This is a genomic window from Gemmatimonadaceae bacterium (assembly GCA_020852815.1).
In the GTDB taxonomy this organism is placed as follows: Bacteria; Gemmatimonadota; Gemmatimonadetes; order Gemmatimonadales; family Gemmatimonadaceae; genus SCN-70-22.
In genome coordinates, this window is record JADZAN010000028.1 from 21,210 (window position 1) to 41,105 (window position 19,896).

Here is a 19,896-nt window from a genome sequence, read left to right on the forward strand (position 1 = left end):
GGCGTTGTCGGTGCACCTCGCCGCGCGCGGCGCCGCGAGCGCACCTCATGCGACGTTACGGTGCGTGCCAGTCGCTGTCAAAGCGCGCGTGACGCGCCGTGTGCGGGACGGTCGCGACGTGCTCGGCGGCACGGGATTGCGTCTGGCCCCGTGAGGCGGAGAATACCATGCACACTCGGCGAGCCCATCCCCTGTCCCAACTCCCCGACATGCCAACCGCTCTCCGCTCCTCCGCCCTTCGCTCGGCGCTCCTTCTCTGTGCCCTTGTTTCCCCGGCGATGACCACGGCGGCGCATGTGTCGGCGCAAGCTCCGGCGCAGGCGCCGTCCGACACCGCGTGGGACATCACCAAGCCGCGCGGCCGGACGCGCGAGATCGACTTCACCACCAGCGAAGGGACGTGGACCTCGGTCGACATCTCCTCGGATGGCGCGTGGGTCGTCTTCGACCTGCTGAGCCACGTGTATCGTGTACCGGCCACCGGCGGTGCCGCCGTGTCGCTCACGCAGTCGAGCGGGATCGCGTCGAACTTCCATCCGCGCCTGTCGCCCGACGGGAAGTCGATCGCCTTCATCTCCGATCGCAAGGGGCAGTACAACCTCTGGGTGATGGATGCGGACGGGCAGAACCCGCGCCCGGTCGCGCTCGATCCGACTGGGCGCATGGAGTTCCCGCAGTGGACCGCCGACAACCAGTACATCATCGTCGTGAAGATGACCGGCTTCATCAATCGGTCGTTAGTCATGTACCATCGCGACGGCGGCGCCGGTGTCACGCTGGTGAAAGGCGAGATCGGCAAGATGCCGTATCGCACGGCCATCTCCGCCGACGGGCGCTACCTCTACTACGACGTCTACACCTCGCGCCCCACCGGCTTCTGGGGACAGGACGACGTTCTCAAGGGCGCGGTGCAGCTGCATCGCTACGACCTCAGGACGGGTGCGGTCCGCATGATCACCGCCGGCGAGGCGCAGCAGCAGGACCGCGCCACCAGCGGCGGCGCCTACGCCGCGGAGCCGAGCCCCGACGGACGCTGGCTCGCTTTCATGCGCAAGGTGCCGAACGGCGTCCTCGAGTACAAAGGGCGGAAGTTCGGGCCGCGCAGCGCGCTCTGGATTCGCGACCTCAAGCTGGGGAGCGAGCGACTGCTGATGGATCCGGTGGAGATGGATCTCTCGGAGGAGAGCATCCCGCTCAACGGTTCGTACCCCATGTACCGCTGGGCCAGCGACGGGAAGACGATCGTGATCCACCAGGGAGGGAAGATCCGTCGCGTCGACGTGACGACGGGGGTCGTGGCGACGATCCCCTTCAGCGCGCATGTGCAGCGCACCATTTCCGAGGCGCCGTCGGTGAAGAACCGCATCAGCGATGCCCCGTTCGACGTGCGCTTCATCCGCTGGGCCACCACCTCGAGCGACGGGAGGACGCTTGCCTTTCAGGCGCTGGGGCGCATCTGGCTGCAATCGCTGCCTAACGGCACACCACGCCGCCTCACGCCCGACTCGTTCGAGCCGTTCGAGTTCCAGCCGTCGTGGTCGCCCGATGGGCACTCGATCGCCTTTGCCTCGGTCGATGCCACCAACCGGGGGGCGCTGTGGCGAGTGGCCGCGGGGGGCGGGGCGCCTCAGCGCCTGACGAGTGACGTCGGGGAGTACATGAACCCGAGCTGGACCCCGGACGGGCGCGAGATTGTCGCCGTGCGCGGGAGCGGCGCCTCGGCCAGGCAGTCGACCGTGTCACGGGGAGGGTGGTTCGAGATCTTCCGCATGCCGGCCGGCGGCGGCGAGGAGACCGACATTGCGCAGTTGGAGGCGGGGAGCTTTTTCTCGGGCGCCGAGATGCGGCCAAGGGTTGGGAGCGACAGCCGACTGTACTACGCGACGTCGAAGGTGATCGAACCGAATCCCGTTCGCCCGGTCACGGGTGTCGAGGTCGTGTCGGTGCGACTCGATGGGAGCGACAGGAAGGTGCACGCCAACGTGAAGGACTCCGACGACGCCGCGGTGTCGCCGGACGGGAAGTGGGTCGCCTTCACGCAGGGGTCCAACATCTACCTCGCGCCGCTCCCGCCGGGCGGGGTCGGCGGCGAGACGCCGCTCATTGCCAAGGGGGGCGGCTCGTTCAACGCCACACCCCTGACAACGGAAGGTGGTCTGTATCCCACGTGGCGCACGTCGGGTGTGGTCGACTACGCGAGCGCCAACCGTGCCTTCTCGTACGATGTCGGCGCCAGGCGTGCCGACACCGTGGCCGTGTCGCTCACCGCGCCGCGTGCGATCCCGAGGGGGTCGATCGCGCTCACCGGGGCGCGCATCGTCACGCTCGACAACCGCCGGGTGATCGAGCGCGGGACGATCGTCGTGAAGGCTGGGCGCATTTCCTGTGTTGGTTCGTGCAGCACGAGCGGCGTGGAGAAGGTGGTGAACGCCTCGGGCCAGACCATCATCCCCGGTTGGGTGGACATGCACGCGCATCATCACCGTGAGTTCATGGGGATGATGCCCCGGCAGGACTTCGAGTCGGCGATCTACCTCGCGTATGGCGTCACGACGACGAGCGATCCGTCGACGTCGTCGGTGGCGGCGTTCCCCACCGCGGAGCTGATCGAGGCGGGGGAGACCGTGGGGCCGCGCGTCTTCAGCGTGTCCGAGGCGCTGACCAACGGCGACGGCGCGCACACCAACGACATCACCAGCCGCGACATCGCGGTGTCGGAGCTCAAGCGCCGCATGTCGTGGGGGGCCGTGCTCCTCAAGCAGTACCTGCAGCCGCAACGCTACCAGCGGCAGTGGGCCGTGGACGCGGCGCGCCAGCTCGGGTTGCGCGTGACGGCCGAGGGGAGCGATGACCTCAACCACCGGCTGGGGATGATCATGGACGGCCACAATGGTGGTGAGCACCTGACGGTGCAGTCGCCGCTGTACGCCGACTTCACGACGTTCCTTGGGCAGGCGAAGTATTTCTACTCGCACACGCCGCTGGTGAGCGGCTACGGCGGGTGGAACGAGGAGTACTGGTGGCAGGAGAGCCCGATCTGGCTCGACGCCAAGCAGGGGAAGTGGGTCCCATGGCGGCAGCTCATCCCGCACACGCGCCGCTTCATCATGCGCCCCGAGACCGACTACTCGAAGGACATCGTGTCGCAGCAGGTGGCCGATGTGATTGCGGCTGGCGGATACTCCGCCGTGGGCTCGCACGGCCAGCAGGCCGGGCTGGGCTCGCACTGGGACACCTGGATGGCGGCCAAGGCCAACGGCAACATGCAGGCGCTGGAGATCGCGTCGCTGCACGGCGCCAGGTTTCTGGGGATGGACGACGACATCGGCTCGATTGCCGTCGGCAAGCTTGCCGACCTCATGGTGCTCAACGCCAACCCGCTGGAGAACATCCGGAATACCGCCAACATCCGCTATGTGATGAAGGCGGGGACGCTGTACGACGCCAACTCGCTGGATGAGATCTGGCCGAGGGCGCGGGCGTACGGCGACAACTACTGGTACGTGCCGGCGATGTACGAGAGGAGTGTGAAGCCGGTTGGGGTGTGGGATAGGAGGTAGAAGGTTGGACGGGAGATCGGGGGGATCGGGGATGGAGATGGGGGATGGGAGACGAGGAGCGGGAGATGGGGGATGGGCGCGCGCGCAGCCGTCGCGCCCGCTCCCACCGTCCCAGCGAAAGCTGGGACCCATTTGTCCTCACATCGCACTCGACAAGCCGCATCGCCTGTCAGCAAACGCAAACGGCGCCGCGAGGCGCCGTTTGAACTCCCGTCTCCCCCAAGCGTTCGTTGGGGCGAACGTTCTCCCATCCCCTGTCCGCCCCTACTGCACCGCCGAGACGGACGTCACCCGCTTCACCAGGCGATACGTGAACTCCATCCCCTCGAAGAACCCCTTCTGCGGGGTGCGCTCGTTCATCCCGTGGGCGAAGGTGTCGTTGTAGAAGAGACCGGTGAGGCCGTACGTCGGGATGCCGGCAGTCCGCGTGTAGAGTCCGTCCGTGGCGCCGGTGCTCATCGTGGGGATCACGGGGACGCCCGGCCACATCTCGGATGTCACGCGCTCCACTTCTCCCATCAACTCCTTGGTGAGGGGTGAGGGCGGCGAGTTTCGCGCGGCGCGATCGGTCCAGATCTTCACCTTGGGATCGTTGATGACCGAGGCGAGCGTCGCTTGCACCTCCTCCGTCGTTGCATCTGGAAGGATGCGGCAGTTGACGTTGGCGCGAGCGCGCTGCGGGAGCGCGTTGGGGGCGTGCCCGCCGGTGAGCATCGTCGCCACGCACGACGTGCGAAGCTGCGAGTTGTAGGCCGGATCGGCCGAGAGGGTGGCGACTGCCTTGACATCGGTCGGGTCCTGCGCCACGCGCTTCATCGCCTCGCCCATTGCACCTGGCGTGATCGCCGCCGAGCGGGCGAAGTAGGTGCGCGTGACCTCGTTGAGCTTCACGGGAAAGTCGAAGGCGCCGATCTTCACCAGCGCCGCGGCGAGCTCGGTGATGGCGTTGTCCTTTACCGGGCGCGAGGAGTGGCCGCCGGGGTTCGTCGTTTCCAGCGTGAAGTCGACGTACTTCTTCTCGCTCGCCTGCACGTCGTGCGAGAGGTACTTCCCATCGCGAATGCGCCCGCCGCCCCCTTCATTGAACGCGTACTCGGCGTCGATCAGGGTGCGATGGTTCTTGAGGAGGTAGTCGACCCCGTTGTCGGCGCCCCCCTCCTCATCGGTCGTGAGCGCCACGATGATGTCGCGGTTGCCGGCGTAGCCTTCGGCCCTGAGGCGCATGAGCGTCGTCAGGTGCATCGCCGAGTCGTCCTTGTCATCGGCCACGCCGCGCCCGAAGAAGGTCGAGTCCTTCTCCACGAAGGTGAAGGGCGGGAGCGTCCAGTCCTCCGGCTTCGCCTCGACCACGTCGATGTGCGAGAGGAGGAGGATCGGCTTGCGCGTGACGTTTTTCCCGTGTAGGCGGGCGACGAGGTTCCCCTTGCGGTCCGTCTGCTTGATGACGACCACGTCGGAGTCGGGAAATCCGGCGGCCTTGAGCCGCGCCGCCATTGCCTGCGCCGCCTTGAGCGTGCTCCCGGAGCTTTCCGTGGTGTTGATCTCGATCAGCTCCTTGAGGAGGTCGCGGGCCGTGGAGTCCCACTTCGTCTTCCCGATGTGTCCCACCTGCTGCGCGCGGGCGAGCGTTGGCGCTGATACGAGGAGGGTGGTGGCGGCGGCGGCGACGGCGAGGCGAACCAATCGTGAGGTCATGGAGGGTGGTGAAGTGGGCGTGAATTGGGGTCGCGAATTGGGGTCAGAGCGAATTGGGGTCAGAGTCAGCGAACCAAATTCTCGGTGACTCTGACCCCAACCGGCAGCAACGGGCGGATCGAACGCAATGTTACCAAAAGCGCGCGTGACTGCTCGAGGACTCGACCGGTCGCGTCCCAGGTAAGTAGCCGAGTGCGTGTGGGTTACGGGGCTCGGAGTCGGTGAAGAGATCCGCCCATTTTGGGGTCAGAGTCAGCGAACCAAATTCTCGCTGACTCTGACCCCAATCGACTACCCTGACCCCAATCGACTCCAATCGACCTCACTGCGCCGGACCCCGGCCGATTGCGTCCCAGATCAGCGGAAGCGTCGCGTTCGTCTGGCCGCGGTACTGCGGGCGGAAGCCGTAGAGCACGACCTTCCCCTTCCCCACCGTCGCCTCGACGAGGGCGGCCTTACCCTGCAGCCGCTCCCCGCCCAGGAGCCACCCCGAGGCCAGCGCCGAGCCGCTCGGCTCGTACGTCGCCACCGCCTTGGCCCGCGCCGCATCGGTGATCTCGAAGGCCGGCGAGTCCTCGAACCAGACGGCTGCCGTCGACGCGGTGTGGCGCGCGGCGATGGGGTTCGACTTGTCGAGCGTCACCTTGAAGAGCGACCCCGGCGCGTAGAACTCGGTGTTGCGCACGCCAGCCAGGACGTTCTTCACGGGAAGCTTGAAGGCGTCGATGGCGAAGTCGCTCGCTTCATTGAAGGCGAGCACGGTCCCGCCGTTCTCGACGAAGGTCGCCAGCGCCTGCGTCCCCGCCTCCCCCACCCCGCCGCGCAGCGAATCGGGGAAGGCGTTGCCCAGCCCGCGCGTGATCTGTCCCGGCGACTGGTCGGGGATGATGATGACGTCGAAGCGCGCGTTGAGGTTGCCGGCGCGCAGGTCGCGGTCGAGGACCGAGGTGAACGGGACCTTGTGGCTGTCGAAGATCCATCGCGTCCACCCCTCGTCCATGCTCGCTGCATAACTCTTGTAGATGCCGATGCGGCGCGCGGCGTTGCCGGAGAGCCCGGCCACGGTGAAGCTCGGCTCCGGCATCGGGGGAACGAGCTTGTTGCTGACGGGCACGTCGCCCTTGACCGGATGGACGTCGACGCCAAAGAGGAGCGGCAGCGTGTGCGCCGTGACGTCGTACGGGCGCTTGGGCGGCCCCCCGGGATACTCGCGCAGGTTGGGATACTGCTGCGGCTCGAGGAGCGCCTTGGCGTAGGAACCGAACGGCTGGCGCACCACCACAACGTACGAGCCCGCGGGGTGCGTCATGCCGCCAGCCGCAACGCTCGCCGTCGTCTCGCGGATCTCGATTTGTCCGTGCTGCAGCGTCCACACCAGTCGCTGCAGCGCCTGCGGATCCTTCTGGTTCTTGGGGATGATGAACGCCGCCGGCACGTCGCCGTCGAGCGCCCAGGGATACGACGGGTCGAGCGCGCGGTCACCCAGCGCGACGTAGGTCTCGAGCCACTGGCGCCGGTCGCGCGCCGCCTGCGAGAGGAGCGCCCAGCTCGCCGCCGACTGGTACGCCACGATGTCGCCAATTCCCCACGTCCCCCCGCGCCAGAGCGCCGGGAAGTTCCAGCTCTGCACGCGTGCGTCGTAGCCGCGCCCGGTGCCTAACGTGTTGAAGGGGAGCGTGACGGGCGAGGCCAGGCGCGCGCTCGCGGTCTCGGTGAGGATGCGCGCCCCGCGGTGGTTGAGCGAGTACTGCCGCGCCGGCGACCACTGGTCGTACGAGGCGTTGGTGGCCACCCCCGTCTTCCCCTCGCGGATGATGCGCCACGCCATCGACATGCCGAGCGCGTTGGTGGCGCCGGTGAGGATCGGGTCGATGTTGGGCTCGAGCGGATCCATGTACGGCGGGATGAAGATGCGCCCGGCGTTGGCCCCCTGCTGGTGCACGTCGTTGACGATCTGCGGATCCCACGGCGTGTAGAGCGAGTCGACGGTGTAGCGCGTCTCCGGCTGCGTGAAGGCGTACCAGTCGCGGTTGTTGTCGTGCCCGGTGTAATAGTGGTACAGCTCCGGCGGCTGCATCCCCTCGGCCGGCGTGTCGAGCGTGGAGCGATACCAGTTCCCCACGATGTCGACGCCGTCGGGGTTCTGCGACGGGACGAGCATGATGATCGTGTTCTGCAGGATCTCGCGGACCTCGGGGGTGTTGCCGCGCGCGAGGCGATCGGCGAGGACAAACGGCGTGAGGAAGCCGCCGACCTCGGTCGAGTGAATGCTCGACGTGATGAGGATGACGTTCTTCCCCTGGTCGAGCAGTCGCGGGAGTTCGCCCGCCTGCCGCAGGCGCGGATCCATCAGCTTGCGCTGGATCTGCTGGTAGCGCGGGAGGGTGGCCAGCGTTGCCGGATCGGAAATGAAGGCGACGATGAAGTCGCGCCCCTGCACCGTCTTCCCCAGCGTGCGCACCGAAACGCGCGGGCTCGCCTTGTCGAGGGCGCGGAAGTAGGTCGTGACCTGCTGCCAGGTCGGGAGCTTGCGGTCCGTTCCCGGCTCCCACCCCAGCACCGACGCGGGGGTCGGGATGGCCGACGGCGCCTGCGCCGCGAGCGGGCGCCCGGCGAGTGCAAGGCTTCCGATGGCAAGCGCGGCAGACGCAACGATCGAAAGGACAGGAATAGCATGGAACGCGCGACGTGCCTGACGGGACGGATGCATGAGTGGGAGACGAGGGACGGCGAACGGTGACGAACGGCGATGAACGGCGATGAACGGCGATGAACGGCGGCGCACTGCGGCTGAAACTCTCGGCCAGGCGGGCGGCGCACGCGGTGCGAAGCTGGAGCCCCCCTGATGGAGCGTCAAGCAACGCCGCCTGCGCCACACGCCATCTCACCTGTCGCCGCCGCCGTCAAAGCGCTGTAAGATGACCACTAGCCTTCTTCCCCCTCAACGCCGTCCCCGTGCTCCGAACGAGAATCGTCGCCGCCAGCGCTCGCCTCCTTCCGCTCCTCCTCGCACCGCTCATCAGCGCCCCCGCGCAGGGTCCCGCGCTTGCCTCACCGTCGGCGTCGATCTTTGCCAAGGTCGCGCCGCGCTACTCGGGAGCGCGCGCCAAGGAGACGGTCGCCTTTCTTGACCAGTTCGCGCGCTGGCCCGGCAACCGCGGCTTCGAGGCCTCGATCGATCACCTCGCCCAGCGCCTCGAGCGCGCCGGCTACGTGCGCGAGGACCGCGCGACCCCCACTTCGCGCCTCACCTACCGCGTCGAGCGCTATCCGATGGCCACGCCGGCCTGGGAAGCAACGGCGGCTACGGTCACGATTGCCGGCCAGCGCGAGCCGGTGTTGCGGCTGTCGACCAACCGGAACATGCTCGCCACCAACTCGTGGAGCACGCCGGATTCGGGCGTCGTCGCCGAGCTGGTCGACGTGGGGCGCGGGACCCCGCAGGCGCTCGACTCCGCGCACATCGCGGGGAAGATCGTCCTCGCCGATGCCAGCGCGGGGCGCCTCTTTGGCGAAGCGGTCCTCAAGCGCGGCGCCATTGGCGTGCTGGGCTACGCGATGCCTGCCTACACGCAGCCGCAGAAGAACACGCACTCGATCCAATTCGGCGGCATCCCCTACGACACCACGCGTCGCGCCTGGGCCATGGCGCTCTCGTACGACGCGCGCGAGAAGCTGCGCGCCGCGCTCGCCGCCGGCCCCGTGCGCCTGCGCGTCCGCACGCGGGTCACCTGGACCCCTAACGCGACAGAGCGCACGGTGGTGGCCGAGTTGCGCGGGAGAACGCGCCCCGACGAGCGGTTCGTCTACAGCGCGCACGTGCAGGAACCTGGCGCCAACGACAACGCCTCCGGCGTGGGTGCGCAGATGGAGATGGCGCGCGTGGCCGCCGAGCTGCTGAAGGCGCGCGCCATCGACCCCGCGCGCACGCTCACCTTCCTGTGGGGGCTCGAGATCCGCTCCACCGAGCGCTACATCACGCAGGACACCACGCGCGCCGCGGGGATCAAGTGGGGGCTCTCGCTCGACATGGTGGGCGAGGACACGAAGAAGACGGGGGGCACTTTCCTCATCGAGAAGATGCCCGACCCCAGCGCGATCTGGACGCGCGGCGAGGACAAGCACACCGAGTGGGGCGGCTCGGCGCTCACCAAGGCGCAGATGACGCCGCACTACTTCAACGACCTCGTCCTGGGGCGCTGCCTGGAGATGGCGGCAACCAACGGTTGGGTGGTGAAGACGAACCCGTACGAAGGGGGGAGCGACCACATCCCCTTCATCCGGGCAAGGAAGCCGGGGCTCCTCTTCTGGCACTTCACCGACCAGTTCTACCACACCGACGGCGACCGCATCGACATGGTGTCGGCAGACGAACTGCGCAACGTCGGGGTGAGCGCCCTGGTGAGCGGGCTGCTGCTGGCGGGTGCGGACGGTGCAGCGGCGCGCGGCATCGTGGCCGAGGTGGAACGCGCGGCGCTGGCTCGCCTTGCCGCAGAGCGCGCCCTGTCGCTGCAGGCGCTCACCGCCGGGGGCGACGCGGCCCGGGAGCGCGACATCCTGGAGACGTGGGGCGCCTGGTACGACGGCGCCCTCGCCGCCACGGCCGACATCGCGGTTGGCGGAAGCGATGGCGCGACGCAGGGCGCCATCGACGCTGCTCGTGCGCGCGTGCGCCAGGCGCTGGGCGCGCACCTGGCGGCGCTGGCGGCGCGCTGAAGTTTGCCTCTACGCCCCCACGACCTCACGCCCTCACCCTCTCACCGAACCTCCGCACCCACCCCTCACATGTTCACGAGAGAGTACTACGCCGTCATCCATGTCGTGGGCGTCATCCTCCTCATTGCGTCGTTAGGGGGGACGGCGCTGCACGCGATGAACGGCGGCACCAGCGCCAACAACCAGTCGCGCCGCCTCATCTCGATCATGCATGGGGTGGGGGCGTTCCTCATCCTGCTGGGCGGTGCCGGGCTGCTGGCCGCGCTCGGCTTCATGCCCAGCGAGCGCTTCCCCGCCTGGCTGGCGGTCAAGATCACCATCTGGATCCTCTTCGCCGCCGCCCCGTTTCTCCCCTATCGCCGCCCCTACCTCGCGCGCTGGCTGATGCTCGGGCTGCCGGCATTCGGCGGTTTGGCCACGTACATGGGAATCTACCGGCCGTTCTGAGTGCACGCATGACGCCACCGATCCGCGACCTGCTCGCCTCGCAGTTCGACATCGCCGCCGCCCTCCTGGACTATCACCTCGCGTCGCTCACGACCGAGGAGTGCCTCTGGCGGCCGGCGCAGGCGGGGTTGCACGTGCAGCGCACGGCCCACGGGCGCTGGCTCGCCGACTGGCCCGAGCACGAGCGCTACGACCTGGGCCCGCCCAGCATTGCCTGGACCACCTGGCACATCCTCTTCTGGTGGTCCATGCTGTTCGACCACTCGTTCGGCGCCGCGACGCTGACGCGCGAGCAGGTCCCGTGGCCGGGGGACGCCGATGCCGTGCGCGCGGGCGTCGGCCAGCTGCAATCGCGGTGGCGCGCCACGCTGGCCGGGCTGGACGACGCCGCACTCGCCGCAACCGAGCGCACGCGGTGGCCCATGACCGGACGCCCGTTCGCCGATGTGGCGGCATGGGTCAACATCGAGCTGACCAAGAACGCCGCGGAGATTGGCTACGGACGCTTCCTGTACGCCGTGCGAGCGCTGGCTTGCCGCGATACGTTCGAGCCGTAGCTTGGGACTTGGCGCTCCTCCACGGGCGCCCTCCCCGTCCCACACTCGCCATGCGCGACCTCCCGACCGATCTCCTCGGCTCCCCCTTCCTTCGACCGGTTGCCGTCGACGTCGGCGGGCGCCAGGCGTGAGCGTCGTCATACCCGAGTCGCCGCCTAACGCGGTCCCATCGCCAGCAGTTCAAGGAAGAGCCGATAGCGCCCCGCCGCGCGTCGGCTTCTGGATCGCTTCGGCGCTGGTGGTTGGCAACGTCATCGGCGCCGGGATCTTCCTCCTCCCGGCGACGCTGGCTCCCTATGGTTGGAGTGGCGTCGTGGGGTGGCTCGTCACGCTCGGCGGGGCGCTCTGCCTGGCGTGGGTCTTCGCGCAGCTCAGCCGGTATTTTCCCGAGGCCGGCGGGGCGTTCGGCTTCATGCGGCTCGCGTTAGGCGACGTCCCCGCCTTCATTGGGGCATGGGGATACTGGGTCTCCGTGTGGGTCGCCAACGCCGCCATTGCCACCGGCGCCACGGCCTATCTCACGCAGATGGTCCCCGCCGTGGAGCGAGTGCCCGGCATCGCGCCGGCCGTCACCGTTGCCGCGGTGTGGGTGGTGACATGGGTGAACCTGCGCGGGGTGAAGACCGCCGGCGGCGTGCAGTTTGTCACCACCGTCCTCAAGCTCCTCCCCTTTGGCGCCGTGCTGGCGCTGGTGGTGGTGCGCCTGGCGCGCGAGGGGGGGAGCGCGCTCGCCCCGTTCGATCCCAGCGCCATCACCGTGCCGCAGATCGTGGCGGCAACGACGCTGTCGCTGTACGCCATGCTGGGGATCGAGTCGGCCGCTGTTCCCGCCGATCGCGTGCGCGACCCCGCGCGCACCATCCCGCGGGCCACGATGTTCGGTGCCTGGCTCACGGGGCTCCTCTCCGTCATCTGCTGTTCGGCGGTGGTGCTGATGCTCCCGGCCGGCGAAGTGGCGCGCTCCTCGGCCCCCTTTGCCCTCTTCCTCTCCCGATCGTTAGGGCCCGGGAGCGCCACCTTCATCGCCGCCTGCGCCATCGTGAGTGCGTGGGGGGCGCTCAACGGGTGGGTCCTGCTGGCGGGTGAGCTCCCGGCGGCCATGGCCGAGAGCGGGCGATTGCCATCGTGGTTCGGAGTGAGGAATGCGCACGGGGCGCCAACGCGCTCGCTCGTCCTCAGCAGCGTCCTGACGTCGGTGCTCGTCGTGGCCAACTATTCGCGTTCCATCGCCTCGCTCTTTGCCTTTGCCATCTTGCTGGCGACGGCGACGAGCCTGGTGCTGTACCTCTTTTGTTCGCTGGCGGCCGTCCGTTTCATGCGCCGTGGCGAGATGCCGGCGGCGTGGTCGCTGCGCCTGGCGGCCGTTGGGGCGACCGTCTTCTCGCTGTGGGCCTTTGTCGGCGCCGGACGTGAGGCGCTGGCGTGGGGGGCCGTGCTCCTGGCGGCCGGCTGGCCGTTGCATCTGGCGGTGAGGAGGGGCGTGCGATGACCCGCCCGCCCATGCCCGCGGGGATCCTCGAGTACGAGCTTCCCGGCGAGTGGCAGGTGTATGCCGGAAAGACCGACGCCGCCAACGACTACGTGAGCATCAAGCTGGCGCGCGCGCGCGATCGGTGGTTCCACGTGCGCGGGATGCCGGGCGGGCACGTGATTCTGCGTGTGGAGGAGGGGCGCGAGCCGGACCGCGCCGCGCTGGAGTGCGCGGCGGGGATTGCCGCGTATCACAGCAAGCAGCGCGGCGGGGGGATTGTCGCCGTGTCGATGACCGAGGGGCGCCACGTGAGCAAGCCACGCGGCGCCAAGCCGGGGACCGTCGAGATACGGAAGGAGAGCGTGCTGCGTGTGCGCCCGGCGACCGAGGAGGCGATTGCGGCCATGCGCCGAGGGAAGGCGTAGACGGATGAGGCGTTAGTTTTCAGGCATGCGTCCTATCGCCTTCTCCGCCGAGCGTTCTATTGCGCGCTCTATTGCGCGCTCCATTGCGCCCTCCATTGCGCGTGTCAGCGCCCGCTTTGTCGCCGCCTGCGCACTGCTCGTTGCAGCCGCGACCGCCTGTCACCGTGCGCCGCCGTCCGTGTTGCGCGCCTCGCCGGAGGCGCTCGACGCCCAGGCCCCCGATTCGTTCGTCGTCCGCTTCGAGACCACGAAGGGGGAGTTCGACCTGATGGTCCACCGCGACTGGGCCGCGCGGGGCGCCGATCGCCTTCACGGGCTGGTGCGGTACGGCGTGCTGGATGGCGCGCGCTTCTTCCGCGTGGTCCCTAACTTCGTGGTGCAGTTCGGGATCAGCGCCGATCCCGCTGTGAGCGCCGCCGTGCGCGAGCGCCGCATCCCCGATGATTCCGTACGGCGCAGCAACGTGCGCGGCACGCTGTCGTTTGCCACCTCTGGTCCCAACACGCGCACCTCGCAGCTCTTCATCAACCTCAAGGACAACCAGCGCCTGGACCGGCTCGGCTTTGCCGTGTTAGGGCAGGTGGTACGGGGGATGGAGGTGGTAGACGCGTTGTACGCCGGCTACGGCGAGGGGGCGCCGCGCGGGCAGGGGCCGTCGCAGGACCAGATCGGGAAGGAGGGGGAGGCGTATCTGGCGCGGGAGTTTCCGAAGCTGGATGGGGTACGGCGGGCGCGGGTGGTGAAGCGGTGGGGGAGATAGGGGGGAGGGGGGAGGGGCGTCCCGCACTCTCGAATGCCGCAATCGTGCCGTCCTTCAATTGATAGCGCGCGAAGGTAGTTTGGGGGAACCTGCCTAGAAGCTATCTCATGAATGGCGGAGCAGAATCATCGCACAGCCGAACTGCACGAAGGCGAGGAAGCGAGCCATTGCGCTCGCGCGTCGACGCGGTCCGCCTGAGTGTCGGCCTGGGATACCGGATCTTCTAGAGAGGGGATAGAATGGCGTCGATTCGCGTGACGTATCCAGAATCCCGCGTGGTGTTTCTTGATGACGCGCCGTTCGGCCTCACGAACGAAACGCAACAGCTACCACCAGGTACTTACACGACTGACCTGGGTGCACCCGTCGACTACACGCCTGGCAATCGCACCGTGTCGGTGACCGCCCATACGCACCGCGTGCTGGCATTCGCGCCGGAGGGAGCCTTTGTCGCCGCCGTCGCTCAGAGAGCGGCACCGATGGCGGCGAAACGTGGGGTCGTGACTCGCCCGAAGGCGACGGCCCCTGCACGGAAGGTCGCGAAGAAGAAGCGGAAGAGCGCAGAGCGCGCACCCGCCAAACGCGCAACCGCCAAGCGCGCTTCGATGAAGCAAAGCTCCACGAGGCGCAAGAAGCGCTGAGTTGTTGTGAAGTCGTTGGTTGCTTCGGGCGACGTTTCGAGCGACGAACACCGCGGTGAGGGCCAGCAACACTGAACGGTTGAGGAACTGGAATGGCGCTGAAGACCGGTACCATCTGGCACATGTCCGACTTGCACCTGCGCGCGGGGGTGGACACTGGGGCAGCGATTCAGCGGGCGGACGTCGACGGGCTCGACCCCACAGCATTCTCGGTCGACGCGCGGAGAGCTTTGTTCACGTTCGTCGAGCGGCAGCGCGAGGAAGCCGAGGGGCTACCCGACCCTCGGGTGGCAAACGCCCTGGTGATATCAGGTGACTTGGTGCATCAGAGCGGGTGGACCGATACCGTCATCGTGCAAGGATTCCTGGAGCGGTTGCGGAAGGAGCTGCAACTACCGCCGGAACGTGTCGTCGTCATACCCGGCAATCACGACGTGAACTGGGCGACTGCACGTACGAAACCGTCGGCAAGTCGCGATGAGTTCATGGCAGTGACGAGTGGCTACACGAGAGTCAACGAACACTGCAGCAGTGTCTGGTTCGATGACGACGGGCTCGCCTTCCTGCTGGCGGATACGGTCGCTCACGTGGGCGTACCGGTCAACCTCGGGCGCGTGGTCACGGAGCTGTGCGAGGCATTCCCTGCGCTGGCGAAGAAGGAGGTGGAGCAGGTCCTCGCCGGGGCGCTTGCGGCAGAAGTCCCGACGATCGCGCCCAACGCTATCGCGGAACAGTTACAACATATCGCCGCCTCGCGCACGCCGGAGTTCGCCGCGTCGGGACACTTGCCGATGCCGTCCGACAACCCGCGGCTACCCAACGACCTGCTCGGCTTCCTGGTCTCGCACTACCCGCTGCTCCCTTGCCCCTACACGAATGTCGAGGTGAAACCGTTCCACCTTCCGGTGGGTGCGGGCCCCGCGAAGCGCGTGCTGTCCGAAGCTGGCGTCTTCGTCTGCCTGCACGGGCATCAGCACGTCTCGTGGGTCCACGCGGAAAAGACCACGTACGGCAACCCCGACGTCCGGTTCTGTTGCGTGGGTGCCGGAAGTCTCACTCAGGACGACAAGGCGTTCAACATCATCCGATACGCATTGATGACCGAGACGGGCGAAGCCCGGCTCGCGATACAGCCTGTCTATATTCGGGCGGCTAGCGTACAAGCGGGCGAGATCAAGCGGTTCTACATTCCGCCGCGGGTCGGGATTCCCGCACGCGCCGTCCGACTCGTGGAGCGCATCTACGCGGACGCGCATGTACGGGGTGACAAGTGGTACTCGGACATTTCCACGCAAGGATGGAGAACCGACGCCGCCGGCAAGCGGGTGAGGAAAATCCCCGTCGTCATTCAGACGGATCAGGCGGGGCCTCCGACGAAGATTCGGGCCCAACCGCTTACCGCCGGATTCCACGTATCGATCGACCCGAAGAACCCGCAGGACCCGGGCCCCGGTACGCGCTCTTCGATCCGCGTCGTCGCCGACAACACGACAGATCGCCTGAGCTTCGCCATTCGAGAATTCAATCGTTTCGCGTACTGCTCAACGGTCGAGGAGAAGGCCCGATGTTACGGCGGAGAGCTCGCCGTACCGAGTCTTGCATATGACGAGGAGGCGATCGTTCATGTCGTGCGCGTGCCGTGCGAGCGCCTCGAGATCTACGTTTGCACACCCGACGTGGCACCGACGCTCAACGACCTACGCCTCGTCACTTACGTCGAGACGGCGAAAGGCGCGCTGGAAGAGGTCAAGCAGCTCCAAGCGATGACCGATCACACCCTCGAAACGTGGCCCGAGGTGAAGCGAGTGCGACTCACCGTCCCACGCCCCATGGAAGGGGCGGCTTACGGTGTCGCGTGGAAGCTCCCGCCGCGAAGGGTAGCCAACGACGATACGGCCTCCAACCCGGCGCACCGGGACGCGCTACACCGAGGCATCGAGCAGCTCCGGTTGAAGCTTCTCCAGGGAAAGAAGCAAGCGGCGGTGCGGGCGCAGCTGCTCGCGGCGTGGCGTCCCTTCGAGGTATCGATTCGGACGCGAATCGCGACCGTCTGCCCGGGGGCCGAAGAGTCCGCGGAGATTACACTCGTTGTCCCCGACCAACCGCTCCTCACGCTCGAAGAGTACCAGGCGCAGTACGAAAAGCTGCTGCGCCCCGAGGTCTCACTCGTGCCCGTGCTGGCGAGTTTTGATCACGCTGACAAACGATACAAGGCGAAGATCACTGTGGGACTCGGCGTCGCAGGTGTAGCCTACCTGACTAACCAGATCATTCACTACGATAGCACGAAGACACCAAGTCAGCCGCAGCTCAACGGCGATGCGCCACCCTCACCCTACTTGGCGCTCTCCGTCGAGGGCGACGAGCTCGCGAAGCACTCGAGTCTGTATGCTTACCCGCTCGTGCATCCCTGGCTGCGTGGCACCCCACTGGGTTGCGTGTGCGTCGGATCAATAGAAGGGGACTACCACCTGCAGCTCGAACAAGAGCTCTTCAACCCGGCGCTTCACGAGTTCCTGATCAACCTCAGCCGTGCCGGAGGAATCGGAAGGCCGTTCGCATGACCCACCATGTGCGCAAATCGTCCTGTTGTGGCCGATACTCCTCCGACGTGGCACACCACCCTGCACGAGCTCTCATTCTGGGAGGCACCAAATGAAATCCGAACATTCATCGCGTCTGCACTGGGTCGAGTTGTCACCTGGCTTCGCCACGCTCGTCCTTCGGAGAGAGCCCTCGGGGAACCTTGCTGAAGGCACACTTGTATCTTATATTCCCGCAACGACTTACGATGAGCCAGCGAGAAATCATGCAGCGAGCGATGCTTCGCCGTCCGGCGAAAAGGTGCTAAAAGCAAGCGGGGGAGCCACTTAGCGGCTCCCCCATCGTGCACCTCTCCGATGAGGGAGGTGCCGGTAAGCGCTGGCGGAAAGACGTCGCCGCCCAATCCGCGACCGCACTGCTCCCGTGAATTTCCGGGGAGGAGTGCGGTTTGTTCATCCCGCTGTCGAGCGGAATGCGTTCCGGTGGGCGATCTCAAGCGTGCCGGGCAGGTACGGTCCGCTCTGCTCTCCGAGCTTCGACAGCAGTAGCGACAGGTACACCTCCGTGGACTTGTTCTCGAAGCGGAAGCCGTGAAAGTTGTGAGTTCTCTGAATTCTGTCGCAGTTCTTCTCTAAACTCTGTCGCATCCGGGGTCGGGGGTTAGGCCGGGTCGGACGTGACCACGGCCCGCGGACTGTCCTCGCCCTTGAGGTGGCGGGTGCGGTAGGACCGTCCGCGCATCTCGAAGTGCGTCCCGCGTTCCAGCAGGCGGTCGAGGATCGCCTCCGCGAGGTCGCCATCATGCAGCACCTGGCCCCACGCCGCCAGCGGCTTGTTCGTGGTGACGAGGAGGGGCTTGCCGCGCAGATAGCGCTCGTTCACCACGCGATAGAGCACGTTGGCCGCGTCGGTGGCGTGGGCGAGGTAGCCGATCTCGTCGAGCACGAGGACCGCCGGGTGGAGATACGGGGCGACGGCGGCGTCGAGGGTGCCTAACGTGGCGGCGTGCGACAGCTCCCCGATGAGGAGATCGGCCGACACGAAGCGCGCGTCGTGCCCGTGCTGGATCGCGCGATAGGCGACGGCCACGGCGAGGTGCGTCTTCCCGGTGCCGCTCGGGCCACTGAAGATGGCGTGCCGGCCCTCGGTGACGAACTCGGGGCCGAGGTAGCTGCCGAGCATCTGGCGGCGGAGCGCCGTCTGGAAGGTGAAGTTGAAGTCGTCGATGGTGCGGAGCGTGGGAAAACGCGCCGCGCGCACGGCGCGCCGGATGCGCGTCTCGGCGCGATGCGCGATCTCCTCGGCGATCAGCGTCTCGAGGAAGGCGTGATAGCTCATCCCCTCCGCTTCGGCACGCGTGGCCAGCTCGCCATGCAGGCACCGGACGGTCGGCAGGTGCAAGCGGAGCAGCATGGCGTCGAGATCCTTCACCGGGGCCGGTGGGCGCGTCGTCGCGGTCATGACGCCACCTCCGTCACGGGCGTGGACGCGGTCAGGACCTCCGCACTGGGCGGGCCCTCGCGGACCGTCTCGGCTAGCCGCTCCACGTACTCCGCCCCAATGAGGCGTTGCATCAACGCCCGCTGCAGCACGCCGCGGAACGTCGCCTCGCCGAGCCCCTCGAGCGCATTGAAGAGGCGCTCGACGTCGCCCTGCCACGTGTGCGCGCGCTGATGCACGAGCTCCGTCACGTACGCTTCGCCCACGGGGCCCAACTCGAGCAGGCGCTCACGCATGAAGTACAAGCGCTTGCGCGCGCCGTACACGGCGGCGAGCTGCTGCGCGCGCTGGCCCGTCAGGTAGCTCACCGTGCCGACGAGCGGGACGCGCGGATGCAGCGCCTCGTGGCGGCCGCCCGCCGTCACGATCTTCACGCGGTCGGGATAGAGGTGCAGCGTCGCCGGGAGGCCGCAGGCCGCGGCCGGCATCGCATACCGCACGCCCTGGTAGTGCACCATCGCCGTCGGCCCGACGGTCACCGGGAGCTGCAGGCCGTAGTCGGCCGGTGCCACGGCGAGCGGCTGCAAGCGCGCCTGCTCGACGCGCCACCGCACCACGGGCGGTTCCTTGGTCGCGCGCGAGGGGCGGACCTCATTGACCTCGCGCAGCCACTCGGTGAGCTGCTGCGGCAGATCGTCGGTCAGATCGACGAAGCGGCGCGCGCGGAAGAAGGCCCGCTTCACGAAGCCCACCAGATTCTCCACGGCGCCCTTCTGCTCGGGACGGCGCGGCGTGCAGCGCTCGATGCTGAAGCCGTAGTCGAGGACGACCTGGGCGAGCGTGGGATTCCAGACGATCCGCGCGCCCTCGCGTCGGAGGACGACCGTCTTCGGATTGTCGAAGACGACGCGCAACGGCACGCCGCCGCTCGCGGCGAAGCTCGCGAGCAGGCTGCGCACGAGCGGCTCCACGCGCTCGGTCGCGACGACGACCACGTGGATCCAGCGCGAGTACTTCAGGCGATACGCCGCGAAGTGGATCCGCCGGCGCGCGTCGTTCGTCAGGCGGACATCGACCTGGCCGAAGTCAAACGGCGCTTGCCTCGCCGGCGACCCCCTCGAAGCGCACCATCACCTCGGCCGGGATCGCGGTGCGTGCCCCGGCAATCACCCGGTAGGTCGTTGAGAGACCGAGCGGCGTGCCGGCCTCCCGCAAGCGGCGCCAGATCTCGCCCGGCGGCAGCGCGGGCTCCGCGGTGAGCCACTCGCGCACGGTCGTGCGGAGGGCCGCATCCACGCGGGGCCGCCCGAGCCGCCGCGCGGCACGCGCCGCGGCGTCATCCGCCGCCGTGACGGCGGGCTCCTGGGCAATGCGCTCTACGGTCCGCCGCGAGACCTGAAACTGCCGGGCGACGGCGCCCGGTGTGACGCCGCTGGCGAGCAGCGCCTGGACGGCATGTCGGTCGAGCATCCTGAGCATCCTCCTCGGCGCCTCCCCGGGTGGGGGCCCGGCCGGTGCCGGGCACGACGCCATCGTGGGTCAGCGACCCGCGGATGCGACAGACTTTAGAGAAAAGGTGCGACAGAGTTTAGAGAACCCACAGGCGTGATGACGCGGGACGACGGACGATGACGGGCCAC

General features: G+C 67.8%; 14 protein-coding genes. 9 read left to right on the forward strand and 5 right to left on the reverse strand.

The window, feature by feature from the left end; translation table 11 throughout:
- Positions 1-209 precede the first annotated feature (209 nt).
- Positions 210-3,560, forward strand: a complete 3,351-nt coding sequence (locus IT359_15345; GenBank protein ID MCC6930359.1) for a PD40 domain-containing protein — start codon at positions 210-212, stop codon at positions 3,558-3,560.
- Between the two features lie 264 nt (positions 3,561-3,824).
- Here the strand turns inward: IT359_15345 and IT359_15350 are convergent, their stop codons facing one another.
- Entirely contained in the window at positions 3,825-5,255 is a 1,431-nt protein-coding gene (locus IT359_15350; protein ID MCC6930360.1) for a M20/M25/M40 family metallo-hydrolase, read from the reverse strand.
- Positions 5,256-5,577: 322 nt separating this feature from the next.
- The gene (locus tag IT359_15355; GenBank protein ID MCC6930361.1) at positions 5,578-7,965 is read right to left on the reverse strand and encodes a hypothetical protein; all 2,388 of its coding nucleotides are present in this window, start codon (positions 7,963-7,965) and stop codon (positions 5,578-5,580) included.
- A 245-nt stretch (positions 7,966-8,210) separates the two neighbouring features.
- Between IT359_15355 and IT359_15360 the strand changes: the two genes are divergently transcribed.
- The 8 genes from IT359_15360 (at position 8,211) to IT359_15395 (ending at position 16,836) form a co-directional block, all read left to right on the forward strand.
- Positions 8,211-9,971 carry a M28 family peptidase gene (locus tag IT359_15360; protein ID MCC6930362.1) on the forward strand — a complete coding sequence of 587 codons (1,761 nt, stop codon included), beginning with the start codon at positions 8,211-8,213 and terminating at the stop codon, positions 9,969-9,971.
- A gap of 69 nt (positions 9,972-10,040) precedes the next feature.
- Positions 10,041-10,418: a hypothetical protein gene (locus IT359_15365; GenBank protein MCC6930363.1), complete on the forward strand. Its 378-nt coding sequence runs from the start codon at positions 10,041-10,043 to the stop codon at positions 10,416-10,418.
- Positions 10,419-10,426: 8 nt separating this feature from the next.
- Positions 10,427-10,975 (forward strand): DinB family protein, encoded by a 549-nt coding sequence (locus tag IT359_15370; protein MCC6930364.1) that lies wholly within the window; start codon positions 10,427-10,429, stop codon positions 10,973-10,975.
- 127 nt (positions 10,976-11,102) lie between these two features.
- Positions 11,103-12,464, forward strand: coding sequence for an amino acid permease (locus IT359_15375; protein ID MCC6930365.1), 1,362 nt, complete (start codon positions 11,103-11,105; stop codon positions 12,462-12,464).
- Complete coding sequence (locus IT359_15380; protein ID MCC6930366.1) at positions 12,461-12,871, forward strand: DUF814 domain-containing protein; 411 nt, start codon at positions 12,461-12,463, stop codon at positions 12,869-12,871. The genes IT359_15375 and IT359_15380 overlap by 4 nt, the downstream gene beginning before the upstream one ends.
- A gap of 25 nt (positions 12,872-12,896) precedes the next feature.
- Complete coding sequence (locus tag IT359_15385; GenBank protein ID MCC6930367.1) at positions 12,897-13,631, forward strand: peptidylprolyl isomerase; 735 nt, start codon at positions 12,897-12,899, stop codon at positions 13,629-13,631.
- A 239-nt stretch (positions 13,632-13,870) separates the two neighbouring features.
- Positions 13,871-14,272: a hypothetical protein gene (locus IT359_15390; GenBank protein MCC6930368.1), complete on the forward strand. Its 402-nt coding sequence runs from the start codon at positions 13,871-13,873 to the stop codon at positions 14,270-14,272.
- A 92-nt stretch (positions 14,273-14,364) separates the two neighbouring features.
- Positions 14,365-16,836, forward strand: a complete 2,472-nt coding sequence (locus IT359_15395) for a metallophosphoesterase (GenBank protein MCC6930369.1) — start codon at positions 14,365-14,367, stop codon at positions 16,834-16,836.
- A 640-nt stretch (positions 16,837-17,476) separates the two neighbouring features.
- Here IT359_15395 and istB read toward each other — a convergent pair.
- Genes istB through IT359_15410 form a run of 3 tightly spaced genes read right to left on the reverse strand, consistent with a single transcriptional unit; the run spans position 17,477 to position 19,726 of the window.
- Positions 17,477-18,277, reverse strand: coding sequence for an IS21-like element helper ATPase IstB (istB, locus tag IT359_15400; GenBank protein MCC6930370.1), 801 nt, complete (start codon positions 18,275-18,277; stop codon positions 17,477-17,479).
- Complete coding sequence (locus tag IT359_15405; protein MCC6930371.1) at positions 18,274-19,320, reverse strand: transposase; 1,047 nt, start codon at positions 19,318-19,320, stop codon at positions 18,274-18,276. The genes istB and IT359_15405 overlap by 4 nt, the downstream gene beginning before the upstream one ends.
- Before the next feature lie 22 nt (positions 19,321-19,342).
- Complete coding sequence (locus tag IT359_15410) at positions 19,343-19,726, reverse strand: hypothetical protein (GenBank protein MCC6930372.1); 384 nt, start codon at positions 19,724-19,726, stop codon at positions 19,343-19,345.
- Positions 19,727-19,896 lie beyond the last annotated feature (170 nt).